Source organism: Agarivorans sp. MS3-6, assembly GCF_054112545.1.
Genome location: NZ_CM134202.1, coordinates 2,290,172 through 2,307,822, shown reverse-complemented (window position 1 = coordinate 2,307,822; position 17,651 = coordinate 2,290,172). Strand labels below are relative to the sequence as shown.

Genomic DNA, 17,651 nt, shown 5'->3' with positions numbered 1-17,651 from the left:
GTAGAAGATGAAACAAGCAATATTGGCAGAGATGAAAGTACTGCCAGAGATTGATCCGGAATATGAAGTGGCCCGCCGCATTGATTTCATCAAAGCGCGTCTACAACAAGCCGGTTTAAAAACGTTAGTATTGGGAATTAGTGGTGGCGTTGACTCTACCACTACTGGGCGTTTAGCTCAGTTAGCGGTAGAACAGCTAAATGAACAAACTAACAGCCAAGACTATCGCTTTATTGCCATGCGTCTACCTTATGGCGAGCAAAAAGATGAAGCAGATGCGCAGCTCGCACTTGGATTTATTAAACCATCTTATATTGTTACCACCAATATTAAGGATGGTACAGAAGGATTGCATCAAAGTGCTAGCTCAAGCTTGCAAGCTGCAGGCTTAGCCATACCAGAGCAAGCTGCGGTAGATTTTGCTAAGGGTAATGTTAAAGCAAGAATGAGAATGATTGCTCAATACGAAATTGCAGGCCTCACTGGCGCTTTAGTGATTGGTACAGATCACTCGGCAGAGAACTTAACCGGCTTTTACACTAAGCATGGCGACGGCGCTTGTGATTTAGCCCCCATTTTTGGCTTGAACAAACGTCAGGTTCGTCAAGTGGCTGGCTATTTAGGGGCGCCTGAACCCCTAATTGGCAAAGCGCCAACGGCAGACTTAGAGGAAGATCGCCCACAACTACCCGATGAGGTCGCTTTAGGTGTAACTTACGACCAAATAGATGACTTTCTCGAAGGTAAAACGGTTGATAGCGCCGTTGAGCAAAAACTGATAGCGATCTATCAGCGTACTCAACACAAGCGTCAGGCTATTCCCACTATCTACGATTGAGGCTAATCGGTTTATCTATGCCGAACTGATTAGGGTTCGGCTTTGTTTGATCTGCATCCTATATTGTTATTGATACATGTTGTCTAATTGCAGCCGAATTTTTTGAGGAATCGACATTGGGCAACACCATCATTTTTAGTCTCGATCTATTTGGTACTGCGGTTTTTGCTATCTCAGGTGTATTGATAGCTAGCCGCAGAAAAATGGATTTGTTTGGCGCTTTAGTCCTGGCCTGTGTTACTGCAATTGGGGGGGGCACTATCCGAGATATGGCGCTAGGAGTTAGCCCGGTCTTTTGGGTCGAGAATGGTTGGTATCTGTGGGTAATATTGATAGCAAGCTTAAGCGCAGTATTGTTGTTGAATAATTTTCCTACGCCGCCTCGTTGGTTATTGCCCGTCGCTGATGCTGTTGGTATGGCAGTGTTTATGGCGATAGGTGCTGATAAAGCGTTGCAAGCGGGGGCGCCAATGATTGTCGCCGTTACGATGGGGGTAATTACCGCCTGCGGAGGTGGGATGATCCGCGACGTGCTGGCCAATCAGGTTCCTTTAGTATTACAACGAGAAGTTTATGCGACGGCGTGCATTGTCGGTGGCTTGGTGTGGGTTGCAGCCATTCATCTTGGTTTTTCTACTACGGTAGTTACCGCTAGTTGCATCATCACCGCGCTAACTATTCGTTTGGTGGCTATTCGCTATCACTTATCTTTGCCCAAATTGTCTAAAAATCGTTAATAAACCACTAACTCTGCAAGTCGTGTGCGAGATCTCTTACATGGGTGTGCGCGATAGACGTAGCATGAACACAAGTTTTTTAATAATAATCATGTTATTCAATAGTTTACGAATTCATTAATATTTTTTTCAAAATAAATGAAACTTTTTTTGAAATGCTGCTTTCTCTAAAATTTAAAATACGTATAGTTAGTTCTGCACGGAGGCACTGACGTTTATCAGGAAGATATACGTAGCAGGAGCTAAAAAGGACAGCTACAGGATGTAGCAAAAGGACACCTCCTAGGAAGGAGACGTGCAACTGGTATGGATAACCGGTTATGCCATAGAAGGCTAAAGGACAGCTCAAAGGATTTGAGAAAAGGATAACTACAGGAAGTAGTAACACAGTCAAAAAGGATTGCAGGGAGCAACTACCCGTTCACGGACTTGAGCGATATGACTACTAGGGGCGACACGTAAGTGTCGCCCCGACCTTTTTCTAGACCCAGCCATGTGCTGGGTTTTTTATTGTTTAAATGTCACCGATTATTTTAAGTGATGCTGAAACTGAATACGTCCTATTTAGATTTTTATCCTTTATAAGTGACAATCAGTAGACTAATTATTGATTGTAGTGGGGTAAGCCTAGAAGGTTATTTGGCGATCAACCTGAAGTAGTGTGAGAGATCGGCCATCTAAATATGCCGATAAGTCTCTTTGTTTGTCAGGCTTGAGCGTTTTTTATTATTACTATTCAGTGTGTTAACTGTGATTACCTCTTAAGTAATAGCGTTGGGCGGATATTTTTATTTTTGTCTTACTGGGCTTTTATTTGGATAAGCGTAAAGTACTACCCATCAGGACGAGACAAGAATTCAGGAAGAATTAGGCAGGACGCCAAGGTATTAGGATGCACCGCTCAGGAAGAGCAGGCTTATCAAGGTCGATGAGTTTAGGATGTCAGCATCGGATTGCTAGAAAGCAAAGTACCAACAGCTTCAGGATGAAGTAAAGGATACCTCCAGGATGGAGAGAGCAAGTGTTTAGGATGAACGCTTATGCCATAGATGGCTAAAGGATAGCCCAAAGGATTTGGGAAGAGGAAACACTACGGATAGGTGTGAAACAGTCTAAAAAGGATTGCAAGGAGCAACTAACGTTCATGGACCAGAGCGATAAGACTACTCTAAGGGCGACACTTCGGTGTCGCCCTTTTCTTTTTGGCGATTGGCCTTCCTGGCGCAAACGTATCTGTATTACGGTGTTTTATGCATACTTTTCGATGTCGGCAGTTATTTGGCTTGAATAACTAGGTTTATTTAGCTTTTTATCTTGCTGGTGACTGGTTTACTACTGCTTTATTCGCCCAGCGTCTTGTGAGAGATCCGCCCTGATTACGTGGGGCTATGTCAGCGAAAATTAAATTGAATTTTAATTTAATTCTTTAATTTCAATTGCTTATATTTAAGCGCTGATCAGCGAAGAATAAAAAGTGAAATTATTTACTATTTGCTACTGGGATAGTAAAAGCAAAAGCGTAAAGTACTACCCATCAGGACGAGCCAAGGCTTAGGAAGAGTCAGGGCAAGATGCCACGGTATTTAGGATGCACCGCTCAGGAAGAGCAGGCTTATCAAGGTAGATGAGCTAGGAAATCAGCATAGGATTGCTTGAGAGCAGCATACCCAACAGCTTCAGGATGAAGTAAAGGACACCTCCAGGATGGAGAGAGCAAGTGTTTAGGATGAACGCTTATGCCAAAGAAGGCTAAAGGATAGCCCAAAGGATTTGGGAAGAGGAAACACTACGGATAGGTGTGAAACAGTCTAAAAAGGATTGCAAGGAGCAACTAACGTTCATGGACCAGAGCGATAAGACTACTTTAAGGGCGACACTTCGGTGTCGCCCTTTTCTTTTTCTCGCCTAAAAAACAGCGATATCGCTGATTGAGCAATAGCCTCTATTTCAAGCCCTCGCTTGATCGATGAATTACAGATTTTAGCTATATCTTGGTGTTTTTGTTGGTTAACTTTATTTTCTGTGAAGCTTTGTACTGTTGTTGAGTCTAATTGTTTTACTTTATATGCCCGAAGCGATGTGAGAGATCAGCCCGACTTCCATTGAGTAATATCACTTATTTTTTAGATAGGTTTAAATTTAATTGTTATTTTTCAGTTTGTTGAAGCTTTTGGTGTTTATGTAGGTATGAAAAACTGAATTTATTTACTATTTGCTACTGGGATAGCAAAAGCAAAAGCGTAAAGTACTACCCATCAGGACGAGCCAAGGCTTAGGAAGAGTCAGGGCAAGATGCCACGGTATTTAGGATGCACCGCTCAGGAAGAGCAGGCTTATCAAGGTAGATGAGCTAGGAAATCAGCATAGGATTGCTTGAGAGCAGCATACCCAACAGCTTCAGGATGAAGTAAAGGACACCTCCAGGATGGAGAGAGCAAGTGTTTAGGATGAACGCTTATGCCAAAGAAGGCTAAAGGATAGCCCAAAGGATTTGGGAAGAGGAAACACTACGGATAGGTGTGAAACAGTCAAAAAGGATTGCAGGGAGCAATTAACGTTCATGGACCAGAGCGATATGACTACTAAAAAGGGCGATACTTCGGTATCGCCCTTTTTTAATGTTGGCTGCGCCACCAACGTTTTTGAGCCATAAGGTAAGAGAGTATGGCTAAGCTCGCTAAACCAGCAAGGGTATGAGCTGCGATGTTGGCTAAAAAGATAACTTTACTGTTTCCCCACAGTGCACCCAAGTAAATAGCAGGCAACATAAATCCAAATAACCTGACTAAGTTAATCGCCATTGCTAAGATTGGCTTAGCTAAGGCATTTAAGGTTTGCGCTAACAACAATGGTACGGCCATCATGCCATAACAAAATGGCACTAATTGCAGATAAAACTGACTCAGTTCGGCGACTTCGGCATCATGATTTAAACTATGGCTGATCACTGGGGCCAATAGATACATCAGCAATGCCAGTATTAACTGCCAAATTACCGCTAAACGGATCCCATGGTGCACGATTTGTTGGGCACGATCAGCTTGCCCTGCCCCGACGTTTTGGCCAACTAACATCGGGATCACCGAGTTTATTGCCATCACTCCAATTAATAGAAGGGCCTCCACCCGAGTGGCAAAACCGTAGGCGGCCACGGTAGCAGTACCAAAGCTTGCGAGAATAAGCAGAGTAATCGCTGTGGCTATCGGAGTTAGAAGCTGAGAAAACACGGCGGGTAGCGCAATAGACAACAGCTTCTGCCATGAGCTAATTAACAGACGAAGTGAACAAAGCTTGAACACTAACAGTTTAAGTCTAAATATCAGTAAATAAAGAGCCACTACAAAGGTTAAAGCCCAGGCAATGGCGGTTGCGAGTGCCGCCCCTTGAACCCCCATAGCGGGGATCGGGCCCCAACCAAAAATCAAAATAGGGTCTAGAATTCCGTTTACCAAGCCGGCAACTAACATCACCACGCTTGGTGTTTTACTATCACCACTGGCTCGTATTGCGCTATTGCCAACCATTGGCACCACCAGCAGCGGCACCGACAGATACCAAATTTGCATATACTGTTCGATATAAGGCATTACCGGTAATTCAGCACCTAAGTGGGTAAAAAGAGGATATATGCTGACATACCCTAGCCCTGCTATAGCCATAACTAACAGTAAACTAAGTAATAAACCATGGCTGGTAAGCTGAGCGGCTTGTTGTTTTTGCTGAGCTCCCAGTAAACGGCCCACATGGGATGACAAGCCAATCCCCAAGCCCATAGCCACGCTAGTAATGGCAAAGGTAATAGGAAAAGTAAAAGATACGCCTGCTAATGCATCAGTGCCCAGCATGGCAACAAAAAACGTATCAACCAAGTTAAAGAAGATGATCGAAAATATCCCAACTAAACTGGGTAATGCTTTATTGATAATGAGTGGCGTGATGGGGGCATCAAGCAATTGTTGGCGTTGTTGTTCCATCAATAATACGCTGAGAAAACCTGCTAACAGTATACGTGGCTAGGCTGTTAAGCGAAAGAATCCTCCTTTAGAACGAAAAACTAGCACTTGTTGTTTAATTTTTAACCATTGTTGTTGTCTTTAAGAGCGGAAAACGGTAAATTGCGCCTTCCTAAATTGCGAGAGTAGTTATGTCTGAGTTTGACAGTATTCGCCCATATCAAGATTCTGAAGTAAAAAGCACAATAAAACGTCTAATTAATGACCCTGAATTTATTACTACTCTAATCAAGTTTCGCTACCCGCGCGCCAGTGGTGCTTTCTTAGCGTTAATGTCATTTGTATTGCGCCAAGTACTTAAGTTTAAAGTGAGAAACGTAGCCAAAGTCTACGACTTCCAAGTCATGGTAGAACGTTACATGACCCACATGGTGAAAACCACCACCTCACAATTAAGTTCTAGCGGTTTAGATAAACTCGATTTAACTAAACCCCATTTGTTTATTTCTAACCACCGTGATATCGCCTTAGACCCCGCTTTTGTTAACTATATTTTGCATAACAATGGCCAAGATACAGTGCAAATTGCCATTGGCGATAATTTGTTAACCAAACCGTGGGTGGCTGATTTAATGCGCCTAAATCGGAGTTTTATCGTAAAGCGTTCTGCAACGGCTAAACGTGAAAAACTGGCTAACCTCAAAGAGCTATCGGCCTATATTCAGCATACGCTAAACGTCACGGGTGACCATATTTGGATCGCTCAGCGTGAAGGTCGTGCTAAAGATGGATTAGACCTCACTAATTCAGCTCTTATCTCTATGTTGGCCTTAAATAAACCAAAAGATCAAAGCTTTGCAGACTATCTTAATCAATTAAGCATTGTGCCAGTGTCTATTTCTTATGAGTTTGACCCTTGTGATGTCGCTAAGGCGAATGAACTGGTATCGCAAAACCAACACGGCGAGTATTTAAAACAAGAGCACGAAGATATCTACAGTATTTCTCGGGGTATTGTTGGCCAAAAAGGCCGTGTGCATGTTCATTTTGCTGAGGCGCTAAGCGGCGAGTTTGAAAACGCGAAGGGCGTCGCTGAAGCCTTAGACAAAGCGATCATTGGCAATTACCAATTAATGCCCACGAACTGGTTAGCATTAGGGGATGCTATTCCGGAAAGTATCTCAGCCACTGACCTGGCCGATGCTAAGCGCTACTTTGAAGCAAAGACTCGCGATATTAGTGCAGAGGTCCGATCTCAACTGTACGCAATGTATGCAAACCCAGTTAAGGCACGCCAGCAACTATCTGATTAATGGTTGTTTTGTAGTTTTATTTAAATTTGGCACTGTAGCTGCATACTCCTTAATAGGTATATAATTAAGGGGTATGTTATGTTTCGTACTAAAACCAGCCAAACTATTTCTAATGTATTAGCTGATCAAGATAAGCTTGAGCAGTTACTTTCACTGATGTTGCCCGACGAGTTAGCGCAGCTAGAACAGATGGGATCATCTAAAGGCCGAAGAAAGCGCTATGCTAGCGGCCGTTCGCATTCAATTTCGGCTAAATTATAATCATCTTTGGTTAATAAATTTGCTGTCTAATGGTCTTATACTGATAAACTATAATGAAAGAGCCAACTAATAGGCTCTAACATTTCAGTTTCCACATTAATAAGACAGCAAATAAAATATGGTAATTCAAACCCAAGCGGGCAGTTCCTTTCCTCTCGGCGCTACCTATCAAGGTACAGGCGTAAATTTCAGTATATTTTCTAAGAATGCTACAGCAGTTAAGTTGCTGTTATTTAAGGAAGTAAATTCGCGAAAACCGTTCGCAGAGATCCCTCTCAACTCTACCTTTAATCGTACCGATCACTACTGGCATATCTTTGTAGAAGATTTAGAGGTCGGCACCTTATACGGCTTTCAAGTAGAAGGCCCTTGGCAGCCTGAGCGAGGTTTACGTTTTGATCCGAGTAAAGTATTGCTCGACCCTTATGCCAAAGTAACCCATTTTCCAGATAACTATTTACGTCAAGTGGCTGCTCGCCATGGTCATGTTAATACCGAACAGTGTATAAAAGCTGCGGTAGTTGATTTGCGTGGCTTTGATTGGCAAGGTACTCGGCCTATTAAGCGTTCGCTGCAAGATACCGTAATTTATGAGTTGCATGTGGCTGGCTTTACCAAGCATCCCTCATCAGGAGTGGCTGAGCATAAACGCGGAACTTACGCCGGTGTTATCGAAAAAATCCCTTACCTCAAAGAATTAGGGATCACCGCTGTTGAGTTGATGCCGATACAACAATTTGATCTGCAAGACGCTCCCTTAGGCAAAAATAACTACTGGGGTTACAGCCCGATTAGTTTCTTCTCACCTCATAATGCGTATAGCTCTGATAAAAGTGTTTGTGGGGTATTTAATGAATTTAGAACCATGGTGCGCGAGCTTCACAAAGCCGGCATTGAGGTGATTCTTGATGTGGTATTTAACCATACCGCAGAGGGAGGCCATGATGGTCCAACCCTCAGCTTAAAAGGCCTACAAAACGACACCTATTACATTCTAGAAAACGAAAAGCGTTGGTACAGTAACTATTCGGGTTGTGGCAATACTTGTAATGCTAACCACTCGGTTATGCGCAGAATGATTCGTGATTCGCTGCGTTTCTGGGTGAACGAAATGCATGTAGATGGCTTCCGTTTTGATTTAGCATCAGTGTTGGCGCGTGATTCGCAAGGTCATGTAATGAAAGAGCCGCCATTGTTATGGTCGATAGACTCAGACCCTTCTTTAGCGGGCACAAAAATTATTGCCGAAGCATGGGACGCCGCAGGCCTCTATCAAGTCGGTGAGTTTGTGGGTGACCGTTGGAATGAGTGGAATGGTAAATTCCGCGATGATGTCAGATCATTTTTCCGCGGAGATACCGGCGTTACAGGTAAGTTTGGTTCTCGTTTATTGGGTAGCCCAGACATTTACTACAAAGAAAACCATTCGCCACAACGCTCGGTAAACTTGGTCACTGCGCATGATGGTTTCACTTTAAATGACTTGGTCAGTTACAACGACAAACACAATTTAGATAATGGTGAAAATAATCGCGATGGTGACAACCACAACATTAGCTATAACCATGGTGTAGAAGGGCCAACCCTTAACCCTAAGGTGAATGACCTACGCGAACAGCAAATGAAGAACTTCTTCACCACCTTGTTGCTGTCTTTAGGCACCCCAATGATTACCATGGGCGATGAAGTTAAACGTACTCAAAATGGTAATAACAATGCTTATTGTCAAGACAATGAAACCTCTTGGTTTGATTGGACCTTAGTAGACAAAAACCAAGATTTGCTGCGCTTTGTACGAGAGCTCATTAAGTTACGTTTATACGATGATGTGTTAGAAGAGAAAATTCATTTATCGCTGTCTGATGTTATTCACGATGCCAATATTGAATGGCACGGGGTTAAACAAGGTCAACCTGATTGGTCTGAAGAGAGCCACTCTATTGCGGTCACCTTTTTAGACCCTTACTCAAAAGATCGCATGTACATGGTGTTTAACTCTTATTGGGAAGAACTAGAGTTTGAAGCACCGATGATTGAAGGGCATTGGTTTACCTTGGTAAATACTGCCGCTAAACCGCCAGCCGATGTCTATGATTTTAAAACGGCGCCGATGTTAGAGACCACCTCGGTAAAAGTGGCGGCACGTTCAGTGATGATTTTTGTGGCTAATCCACAAATTGAAAATAGGTTTGAACGTTCTATCACCTAATTAAGAGACATTATGTGAAGTGGCTGTGCACTGCATAGCCCAAGATGAAGGGGTAGCGTGGGGATAGATAAACACGCTACCTAACATCACTACCAATAATAAAATGCGTGAACCCAATGATATAACAGCCATTTGTATTTCCTCTTTGCCTCCGTCCTTGTCATAGTATTTAAAATCTAAGTTTCAGTTTATTTGAAGGCCACATCCAGTAAAAGTTTCAATTTTTTAACTATTTACGGATTTTTATTTGATAAAAGTGACCTTTGTTGGGTTTTTAGACTGTCTATGTGAAACCTTATCGTTCGTTAAAAGTCAATTTACCCCTTTTTTCTGTGGATAATAGCCTTGTATTAAGCGCAGGTTAATCATCTCTGGTTGTCTACCTAGATAACTTATCTAGCCTTTAATGACTAATAAACACTTAATGTCGCAAACGATTAGGATGACTTATGTTGAGCTTACAACAACGCGTAAAAACAATACGTAAACGAACGGCTGTGGTGCGCACAATGGCGGCTACCGTTGTTTGTTTACTATTTTTAAGCTTCACCATAGAGGCCCGAGAGATGGTGGTAACGGCTAAGCAACCGCTTGTAGGGTCTAGCGCTAGCTTTACACTGTAGCGCCTAAAATAAACCTAACTGGGCCCCGGTGATTTGCTCAAAATCTAAGTTAATAAAGGGCAAAATGGCATCGGCAATCGGTTGTAATTGCTTGTCTAGGTAATGCTGGTAATCAAGCTGGCTGGTGGTATTGGTGATAGGCTCTGGCCCATTAATGGTCATTAGGTAAGCAATACTGCCTTTGTTTTGGTATTGCAGCGGTTTACCCAAAGCTTGATTATGTTGGTCGGCGAGGCGTGCAGCCCTAACTTGTGGCGGCACGTTTTTTACGTACTCATCGAGCTTACGGCGCAAACGCTTGCGGTAGATCAGTTGTTGGTCGTATTCACCCGCCAACAACTTAGCCACGGTATCTAAAACAAATTGGCGCGGGTCTTGGTCAGAGAACAGGCGGTCTAACAAGCCTGTTTGAAAAATCTTGGCCAACTCGCTCCAATCTGAGCGCACGGTTTCTAGGCCTTTAATGACCAATTGGTTTTGTGCGGTTAAACCTGCATAGCGTTTTTTGCTGCCGGTTTCTGAGCCGCGAATAGTGGGCATTAAAAAACGTGAAAAATGGGTTTCAAACTCAATTTCTAAATGGCTTTCTAGCTGCATCTCATTGGCTAGTTTTTGTTGCCAGAAAAGATTGATCCCCTCTGCGAGCTGCTGGCCTATTGCATTTACCTCATCATTACTAAGGCTCTGTTTTAGCCAGACAAAGGTAGAATCGGTATCGCCATAAATAACTTCATGGCCTTGTTCGGTGATCCAGTCGGCGGTTTGCTGCATCAACTGGTGGCCGCGCATGGTAATAGAACTCGCCAAGCGCGGGTCGTGAAAACGACAGCCGGTAGAGCCAAGTACCCCATAAAAGCTATTCATCAAAATCTTAATCGCCTGTGAGCGGGCTTTGTCCTTATTCGCCTTAGCTTGATCGCGCTGTAACCACAGCTGATTAATAATATCGGGTAAAAAATGTTTATCGCGACTAAATATACCGCCTCTAAAGCCCTCAATGGCATTGTCTGGCTTTGCCAAGCCTTCAATTAAGCCTAAGGGGTCAATTTTAAAAGTGCGAATGATAGAGGGATATAGGCTCTTAAAATCGAGTACCAGTACATTTTTATACAGCCCAGGTTTAGAACTCATTACAAAGCCGCCAGGGCTGTCGGCTACAAAGTCATGGGTAAGGTTAGGGGCGACATAACCGGCTCGGTGTAGCTTAGGCAAATATACATTGGTAAATGCGGCCACCGAACCGCCGCTTCTATCTAGCATTAAGCCAGTAAGCTGCGAGCGTAAGCACAAGTATTCTAGTATTTGGGTATGCTTAAAAATATCTAATACTAGCTTGCAGTCTTCTAAGTTGTAGGCTGCCAGCTGCGGTTTATTATGGGCGAAATTGTGATTAATTTCGGCCATGCGATCGTGTACTTCATCTACCAGCTTACCGCGATTTAAAAGCTGTTGAGCCACATTTTCTAAGCTAAAGCTATCAAAGTGGTAGGTCGCTGATTTTAGTGAATCTATACCATCCACCACCACCCGCCCGGGGATGCTTATAAAGCCAATATGGGGATTATCGTGGCGCTCTCGCCAGCGCGCTGTTGCTTGCTCGCGGCCAATGGCCAGTTTTAGCCCATGTAAGGCGGCACGTTTAACCAACAACCTAAAATCAAAATTGATGACATTCCAACCAATTATGATGTCCGGGTCGAGGTTTTGAAACTCTACTTCTAATTGTTTTAATAGTGCGTACTCATTGGCTAGCCAAGTGATTGGCGTGTCGGCGGCTTGCTCTGGGCCGATCATCAATACCCGTTGGTAGTTGTCGCTATATAAACCAATTGAATATAGCTGACCTTTTTCACTGCACTCAATATCTAGCGATAATACCGACAGTTGGGGTGTATATTGCGCCGATTTAATTTTTGCCTGTTGCAAAGCGGGGTAACGAGGGTCATTACTCTGCTGGCCAGTAAACAGCATGCTGCCATAACAAAAGCGTTCAGTAAGAAAACGCTCATGTAATTTTATGTCGCTTTCAAAACAGCTTAAGCCCGCCTGTTTTAGCTGCTGAGCGGCGTTAAAATGATCGTCTATGCTAGAAAAGTACAAGGCCGAGACGGGCTGGTGCTGAAAGGTTTTTAACTCAAGCGGCTGATGTTTTGATAGTTTTTTGCCAATAACCTCAAGCGCTTCGCTCAGTTCGCTGCTTAGTATAAAAAACACCGGTTGTTGGTCATTCACCTCTAAACGGATCGGACCTTGGTCGCTGGCCAGCCACAACTGAATACAAGCCTGACCTTGGCGATCATAGCTATTAGCGGTAAGTAAAAAACCTTGTCCTTGCCGTTGTTGGCGCGTCACTACTAGGCACTCTTTGGCTGCGATTTCTGCTTGGCAACTTAGCATAAACGCCAGCAACTTAGCCAGTGTAAGCGCTGCTGGCTTACTTTCTTTAGTCGGTTAATTGTGAATAGTGGTTTATGTTGTCAGCCTAATAGACAAGCCCTCATTTTGCTTGCACAGTAGTTAGATACATCGAGCTGGCTGGAGCCACCAATGACAACACAATTTGAACGGATGATCGCAGACTTAAGCTTTAACCGCTGGGACCAAGACCTAGCCGATCGGCGCCTCGCTACGCGGCACCTCACCCATCGTTTTAATCTCACTACGCCCGAGCAAGATTCACTGCGAGTAGAGCTGGTGCACGAGCTGTTTGTTGAAGTCGGTAAAAACATCGAGGTATGCCCACCACTCACGGTAGATTATGGCGATACGGTGTTTATTGGCGACGATGTATTTATCAATACTAACTTCACCTTGGTGAACTCGGGAAAAATTACTATTGGTGATCGGGTGATGATTGCGCCCAATGTCAGTTTGTTCTCGATTAACCACGCCTTAGCCCCAGAGCTACGTAAAACTTACATTAATCAGCAAGGCGAGCGAGAGGTGATCGACTACCCGGCGCCCATCACCATTGGAGATGACGTATGGATCGGCGGTCATGCAGTGATATTAGCTGGCGTCACGGTGGGCAATGGCTCAGTGGTTGCTGCTGGTGCGGTAGTGACTAAAGATGTACCCGCAGGCGTATTGGTGGGAGGCAATCCGGCTAAGGTGATTCGTGAGATACAAGCGGGTGAGACGGTGCGCCAAGCAAAAGGCTAATGTTGTGGAGGTGTGCAGTAAATGACTTTCCCCTTTCAATTAAAAGGGGAGGTGTTTAGCCATCATTATTATTTATTCTTCGAGCCAAGTGCGTTCAAAAGCATCTATTGCATTAAATGGTTTACGAAGCTCTTTTATGCTCAAAAGCGCGTGCTGTTGTTCTTTAGTTAGTTTACTAAACGCAAGTTCAGAATATATTTCGCTTGATGGAAACATAAGCGTTTTGTATTTTTGTATTTTTTCAGAAATCGCTTGGTTAGGTTGAGAACGATTTATTGATTCTAAAGTGAGAAGTGATCTTAAAAACTCTGTAAATAAAGGTTGGCTGCAATTTCGGATAGCTTCTTGGCTAAGAAACCCGAGAGCTTCACCCGTGCTATCGGGGTATCCTTTTAAGGTTTCTATTGTCTTCAGACTAAGTGTGGTAGAAGCTGCTGCTTCTCTACATTGTGAGTGAATGTTTGTAAAATTCTGGAATTTTTCATCTAGAACTTGAGTTCCAAAATTAAGAATATCATCTGCGAAACTAGATGAAGTGTGAATTGAAAAAATAAGAAAAGTAAGGGTATATAGTTTTTTAATCATTGTGGCTTGCATCCATAGTGAATAGCCTTCCAGAATTGACGTTCTTTAGCAGAGATCCTACTCCTCATCATTTGCATGCCTGCGATGGTACTGATTTGGCCTTCAGCGAAACGTTCTAAGTGAGAAAAAGATTGAAAAAAGTATTCCCAGTTTGTTGAGTAAATACTATAACCATTTTGACTAACGCCATTGGACGCTGATTTAAATAAAAGGCTCTCATCAACTAAGCCAGCTGCGGTAGATTGGCCTTTTACTGCATTTCCTCCGAATATAAGCGCTAGTTGCCCAATAGCAATAACCAACCAGCCAGCTTTCTTCGTTTTGGTTATATCATTGATATCGTTAATAGCGCGTTGACTCTGTTCGTCAAATCTAAGGTCTACTAGCGTTGGGCAAATCTTTTGGCTCATGAAAGCTTCTTCTTTATAATGACTAATTAGTCAATTGTGTGGGCATTTTAACCCTTTGTCAATGCGAAACTTTTAATCATTTGGGTGTTTTTTGAACGTAAGGTTTTGTTTCATAGCGACGCTGTGCTAGCTCGTATTGGAAACAAAAAGAGCTGGCCTAGGCCAGCTCTTTGCATTTTACGCGTTACTTAAAGCGGAGCTTTATTTCCAGGCTTTAAAGGCGTTAATCAAACCATTGGTTGAGCTGTCGTGGCTATCTACTGACGCGCCGTCTTTTAGCTCGGGTAAAATTTGGTTAGCCAGTTGCTTACCTAGTTCTACGCCCCATTGGTCGAAGCTGAAGATGTTCCAGATTACGCCTTGTACGAAGATTTTGTGCTCGTACATCGCTACCATGGCACCTAAAGAGTACGGGGTAATTTTCTTAACCAAAATAGAGTTGGTGGGTTTGTTACCAGTGAATACTTTAAACGGAGCAAGTTCAGCAATTTCTTCAGCTGATTTACCTGCTGCTACTAATTCTGCTTCTACGGTTTCGCGTGACTTACCAAAAGCCAAGGCTTCGGTTTGGGCGAAGAAGTTAGACATTAGCTTCGAGTGGTGATCAGACAGTGGGTTGTAGGTTTGCGCTGGTGCAATAAAGTCACAAGGAATCAATTTAGTACCTTGGTGAATCAATTGGTAGAACGCGTGTTGGCCGTTAGTACCCGGTTCACCCCAAATAATTGGGCCCGTTTGGTAATCAACAGGGTTGCCGTTGCGGTCTACACATTTACCGTTTGACTCCATGTCACCCTGCTGGAAGTAAGCAGCAAAGCGGTGCATGTATTGGTCGTAAGGTAAAATAGATACGCTTTCAGCGCCATAGAAGTTGTTGTACCAAATACCTAGCAAGGCCAAGATTACTGGCAAGTTTTGCTCAAGTTCGGTCTCTGCGAAGTGTTTGTCCATGGCGTGAGCGCCATCTAACAACTCAATAAAGTTGTCGTAACCAACAGTTAATGCAACTGAAAGACCAATCGCCGACCAAGAAGAGTAACGGCCGCCTACCCAATCCCAAAACTCAAACATGTTGTCGGTATCAATACCAAATTCTGCTACTGCTTTACCGTTAGTAGAGAGTGCTGCGAAGTGCTTCGCTACATGGGCTTCGTCGCTAGCGGCTGCCAAGAACCAATCACGTGCGCTGTGTGCATTGGTCATAGTTTCTTGCGTCGTAAAGGTTTTAGAGGCTACCAAGAACAATGTGGTTTCTGGGTCTACTTGCTTGAGGGTTTCAGCAATGTGAGTGCCATCTACGTTAGACACAAAGTGAGTCGTAATGTGCTCTAGTTTGTATGCACCTAGGGCTTCAGTAATCATTACTGGGCCAAGGTCTGAACCACCAATACCAATGTTTACAATGCTGCTAATCGCTTTACCGGTGTAGCCTTTCCACTCGCCTGAGTGAATTTTTTGGCAGAAACCTTTCATTTTCTCAAGGACTGCGTTTACACCTGGCATAACGTCTTCGCCATCTACCATCACTGGGGTATTGCTGCGGTTACGTAATGCAGTGTGCAATACGGCGCGGCCTTCAGTTTGGTTGATTTTCTCACCTGAATACATGGCTTTAATTGCACTGTCTAGCTTGGTTTCTTTGGCTAGATCTAACAATTTTTGCATCGTGTCTTCAGTGATGAAGTTTTTTGAGTAATCGAGCAAGATTTGCTCGTTAAACGACACAGAGAAACGATTGAAACGGTCTGAATCAGCGGCGAATAGCTCGCTAAGTTGAACGTTTTTCTGAGCTTCGAAGTGCGCCTGTAGGGCTTTCCAAGCTTGTGTATGTGTTGGGTTTATATTGTCCAGCATTGACCTTGTTCCTTAGATACTTTACCTAGTTGACCGATTTGCAAAATTATTGACCATTACTTGCGGGTAGCACTTTACCCTTTCTAGGAAAAAGGACGCAAGCAATCAGATCAATAATCTATTAAAGCTTGTGCCCTATTTTAGTTAAATTTGACCAATTTGTAGTCTAAATCTTCCTAAAGGGGTAATTTCTCCATAATTTAGCCATGGTTTTTTCTGTTCTAGCACTTGGTGTTGTTGCTACAATGCACACAAAATGTCCATTCTTCATCATCAAGGTATCGGTTTTTGCGCAATGTGCAGCAACAAGTAAACGCTGAAAACGTTGGTTATTTACTCAGTAATGGGCGTTTAATGGCCTTGGTGACTGCTGTAAATAGCGTGCTGTGGTGGTTATTGTTTAGCCCTGATACCGGTTCTTGGCTTGGCTTCGCTTGGCTCGCCTGCATGTTACTGGTATCGGCCAGTTTGCCCTTGGTATTGCGTGTTCAAGCCGATGTGTCGCCGTCACTACTTTTTACCCGTCACTTTAGCCTATTCACCAGTAAAGGAGTGTTGTGGGCGGTGGGCATATTGTTGTTTATCCCTGAGCTAACTAGCCAACAGCGTTTGCTAATGTTGCTAGGGGTGGCGGGCTTGTTTTCGTCGGTGTTGCTACCTTCTTTGCTTAGCATTAGAAGCTTTAATGGCTTTTGTCTGCCTATTTTTATGGCGCTAATTGCTGGCCTCGTAGGAGGAGAGCAAATCGAGTGGATAGCTTATGGCTTGCTGATATTGTCTTGGCTTCAGCTAAACTTGGTGCTAAAACGCGCTAAGGGTTGGCTAATTGAGAGCGCCACAAACGCGGCAATCAACCGTATAAAGGTCGCCGAGCTAACCAATAGCCAAGCGTTAATGCGTGAACAAAGCGAGCGTGATGCGCTAACCGGGTTGTATAACCGGGCAATATTTGAACAAACCTTGGCGCTGCATTGGCGTTTAAGTAGTCGCGCTAATACCTCCTTAAGTTTATTGTTAATCGATGTTGATTTCTTTAAGCCATATAACGATCATTATGGGCATGTTGCTGGAGACCAATGTCTGAGCAAAGTGGCCAGTTTATTTGAGCAAGCCTTACAACGGGAAGATGATATTGTGGCGCGCTATGGCGGTGAAGAATTTGTCATGGTTTTACCTAATACTGATACCAAAGGCGCATTGCAAGTTGCCGCTCGAATAAGAACACTATTAGCAGATGCTAAACTACGCCATGAGTATTCAACAGCCGCCAGCTACATTACTGTGAGTATTGGCGTATCTTGTTTGATCCCCGTGGCTCAACAAGACGCAAAAGAGATCGTAGACAAGGCTGATAAAGCCCTATATAGAGCCAAGCAGCTAGGCCGAAACCAAGCTGTAGTGGCCGCCCGTGGAGAAGTATAATGAGTATGCAGTTACATCGTATAGAAGAATTAATCGATTTACTCACCCCGGTATGGAACAAGCAACCGGAGCTTAATTTAGTAGAAATAATCACTCAAATCGCCGACCAAGCGGGTTTTAAGCAGCCGCTGAGTGAATTGACCGACGACGTTTTAATTTATCAATTAAAAATGTTGAGTATTGGCAAAGATGACATGATTCCGGGTATCGCTAAAGACTGCGAGGATGATTTCAAAACGGCTTTGCTTAAAGCTCGCGGCGTAAAAGTTTAGTTAGTTAACCAG

Annotated in this window: 15 protein-coding genes; 9 read left to right on the top strand and 6 right to left on the bottom strand. The window is 43.6% G+C overall.

Features of this window, described 5'->3' with window-relative positions:
- Positions 1-7: 7 nt before the first annotated feature.
- Positions 8-838: an ammonia-dependent NAD(+) synthetase gene (gene nadE / locus ACVFI8_RS10600; RefSeq protein ID WP_248713559.1), complete on the top strand. Its 831-nt coding sequence runs from the start codon at positions 8-10 to the stop codon at positions 836-838.
- A 116-nt stretch (positions 839-954) separates the two neighbouring features.
- The gene (locus ACVFI8_RS10595; protein WP_248713558.1) at positions 955-1,575 is read left to right on the top strand and encodes a trimeric intracellular cation channel family protein; all 621 of its coding nucleotides are present in this window, start codon (positions 955-957) and stop codon (positions 1,573-1,575) included.
- Positions 1,576-4,190: 2,615 nt separating this feature from the next.
- On the opposite strand, the gene ACVFI8_RS10590 is transcribed toward ACVFI8_RS10595, so the two are convergent.
- A complete protein-coding gene (locus ACVFI8_RS10590) occupies positions 4,191-5,549 on the bottom strand; it encodes an MATE family efflux transporter (protein ID WP_457873785.1) in 1,359 nt (452 codons plus the stop codon).
- 170 nt (positions 5,550-5,719) lie between these two features.
- Between ACVFI8_RS10590 and ACVFI8_RS10585 the strand changes: the two genes are divergently transcribed.
- The 3 genes from ACVFI8_RS10585 (at position 5,720) to glgX (ending at position 9,311) form a co-directional block, all read left to right on the top strand.
- A complete protein-coding gene (locus tag ACVFI8_RS10585; protein WP_248713556.1) occupies positions 5,720-6,841 on the top strand; it encodes a 1-acyl-sn-glycerol-3-phosphate acyltransferase in 1,122 nt (373 codons plus the stop codon).
- A 78-nt stretch (positions 6,842-6,919) separates the two neighbouring features.
- Entirely contained in the window at positions 6,920-7,102 is a 183-nt protein-coding gene (locus ACVFI8_RS10580; RefSeq protein WP_248713555.1) for a hypothetical protein, read from the top strand.
- Positions 7,103-7,220: 118 nt separating this feature from the next.
- The gene (gene glgX / locus ACVFI8_RS10575) at positions 7,221-9,311 is read left to right on the top strand and encodes a glycogen debranching protein GlgX (protein ID WP_457873784.1); all 2,091 of its coding nucleotides are present in this window, start codon (positions 7,221-7,223) and stop codon (positions 9,309-9,311) included.
- Here the strand turns inward: glgX and ACVFI8_RS10570 are convergent, their stop codons facing one another.
- The gene (locus tag ACVFI8_RS10570; protein WP_256469302.1) at positions 9,312-9,443 is read right to left on the bottom strand and encodes a hypothetical protein; all 132 of its coding nucleotides are present in this window, start codon (positions 9,441-9,443) and stop codon (positions 9,312-9,314) included.
- Between the two features lie 317 nt (positions 9,444-9,760).
- Between ACVFI8_RS10570 and ACVFI8_RS10565 the strand changes: the two genes are divergently transcribed.
- A complete protein-coding gene (locus tag ACVFI8_RS10565; protein WP_457873783.1) occupies positions 9,761-9,934 on the top strand; it encodes a hypothetical protein in 174 nt (57 codons plus the stop codon).
- Between the two features lie 3 nt (positions 9,935-9,937).
- Here ACVFI8_RS10565 and ACVFI8_RS10560 read toward each other — a convergent pair whose 3' ends face one another.
- On the bottom strand, positions 9,938-12,331 hold the full coding sequence (locus ACVFI8_RS10560; RefSeq protein ID WP_457873782.1) for a DNA polymerase II: 2,394 nt from the start codon (positions 12,329-12,331) through the stop codon (positions 9,938-9,940).
- 150 nt (positions 12,332-12,481) lie between these two features.
- Here ACVFI8_RS10560 and ACVFI8_RS10555 point away from each other — a divergent pair, with 150 nt between their 5' ends.
- Entirely contained in the window at positions 12,482-13,096 is a 615-nt protein-coding gene (locus ACVFI8_RS10555) for a sugar O-acetyltransferase (RefSeq protein WP_457873781.1), read from the top strand.
- Positions 13,097-13,168: 72 nt separating this feature from the next.
- Here the strand turns inward: ACVFI8_RS10555 and ACVFI8_RS10550 are convergent, their stop codons facing one another.
- From ACVFI8_RS10550 to pgi, 3 genes are all read right to left on the bottom strand, one after another.
- Positions 13,169-13,681, bottom strand: coding sequence for a hypothetical protein (locus tag ACVFI8_RS10550; RefSeq protein WP_457873780.1), 513 nt, complete (start codon positions 13,679-13,681; stop codon positions 13,169-13,171).
- Positions 13,678-14,091, bottom strand: a complete 414-nt coding sequence (locus ACVFI8_RS10545) for a hypothetical protein (protein WP_457873779.1) — start codon at positions 14,089-14,091, stop codon at positions 13,678-13,680. The genes ACVFI8_RS10550 and ACVFI8_RS10545 overlap by 4 nt, the downstream gene beginning before the upstream one ends.
- A 201-nt stretch (positions 14,092-14,292) precedes the next feature.
- Positions 14,293-15,945, bottom strand: coding sequence for a glucose-6-phosphate isomerase (gene pgi, locus ACVFI8_RS10540; RefSeq protein WP_457873778.1), 1,653 nt, complete (start codon positions 15,943-15,945; stop codon positions 14,293-14,295).
- 297 nt (positions 15,946-16,242) lie between these two features.
- On the opposite strand from pgi, the gene ACVFI8_RS10535 reads away from it, so the two are divergent.
- On the top strand, positions 16,243-17,367 hold the full coding sequence (locus ACVFI8_RS10535) for a GGDEF domain-containing protein (protein ID WP_457873822.1): 1,125 nt from the start codon (positions 16,243-16,245) through the stop codon (positions 17,365-17,367).
- Positions 17,367-17,639: a YihD family protein gene (locus ACVFI8_RS10530; RefSeq protein ID WP_371923103.1), complete on the top strand. Its 273-nt coding sequence runs from the start codon at positions 17,367-17,369 to the stop codon at positions 17,637-17,639. The genes ACVFI8_RS10535 and ACVFI8_RS10530 overlap by 1 nt, the downstream gene beginning before the upstream one ends.
- The last annotated feature ends 12 nt before the right edge of the window (positions 17,640-17,651 follow it).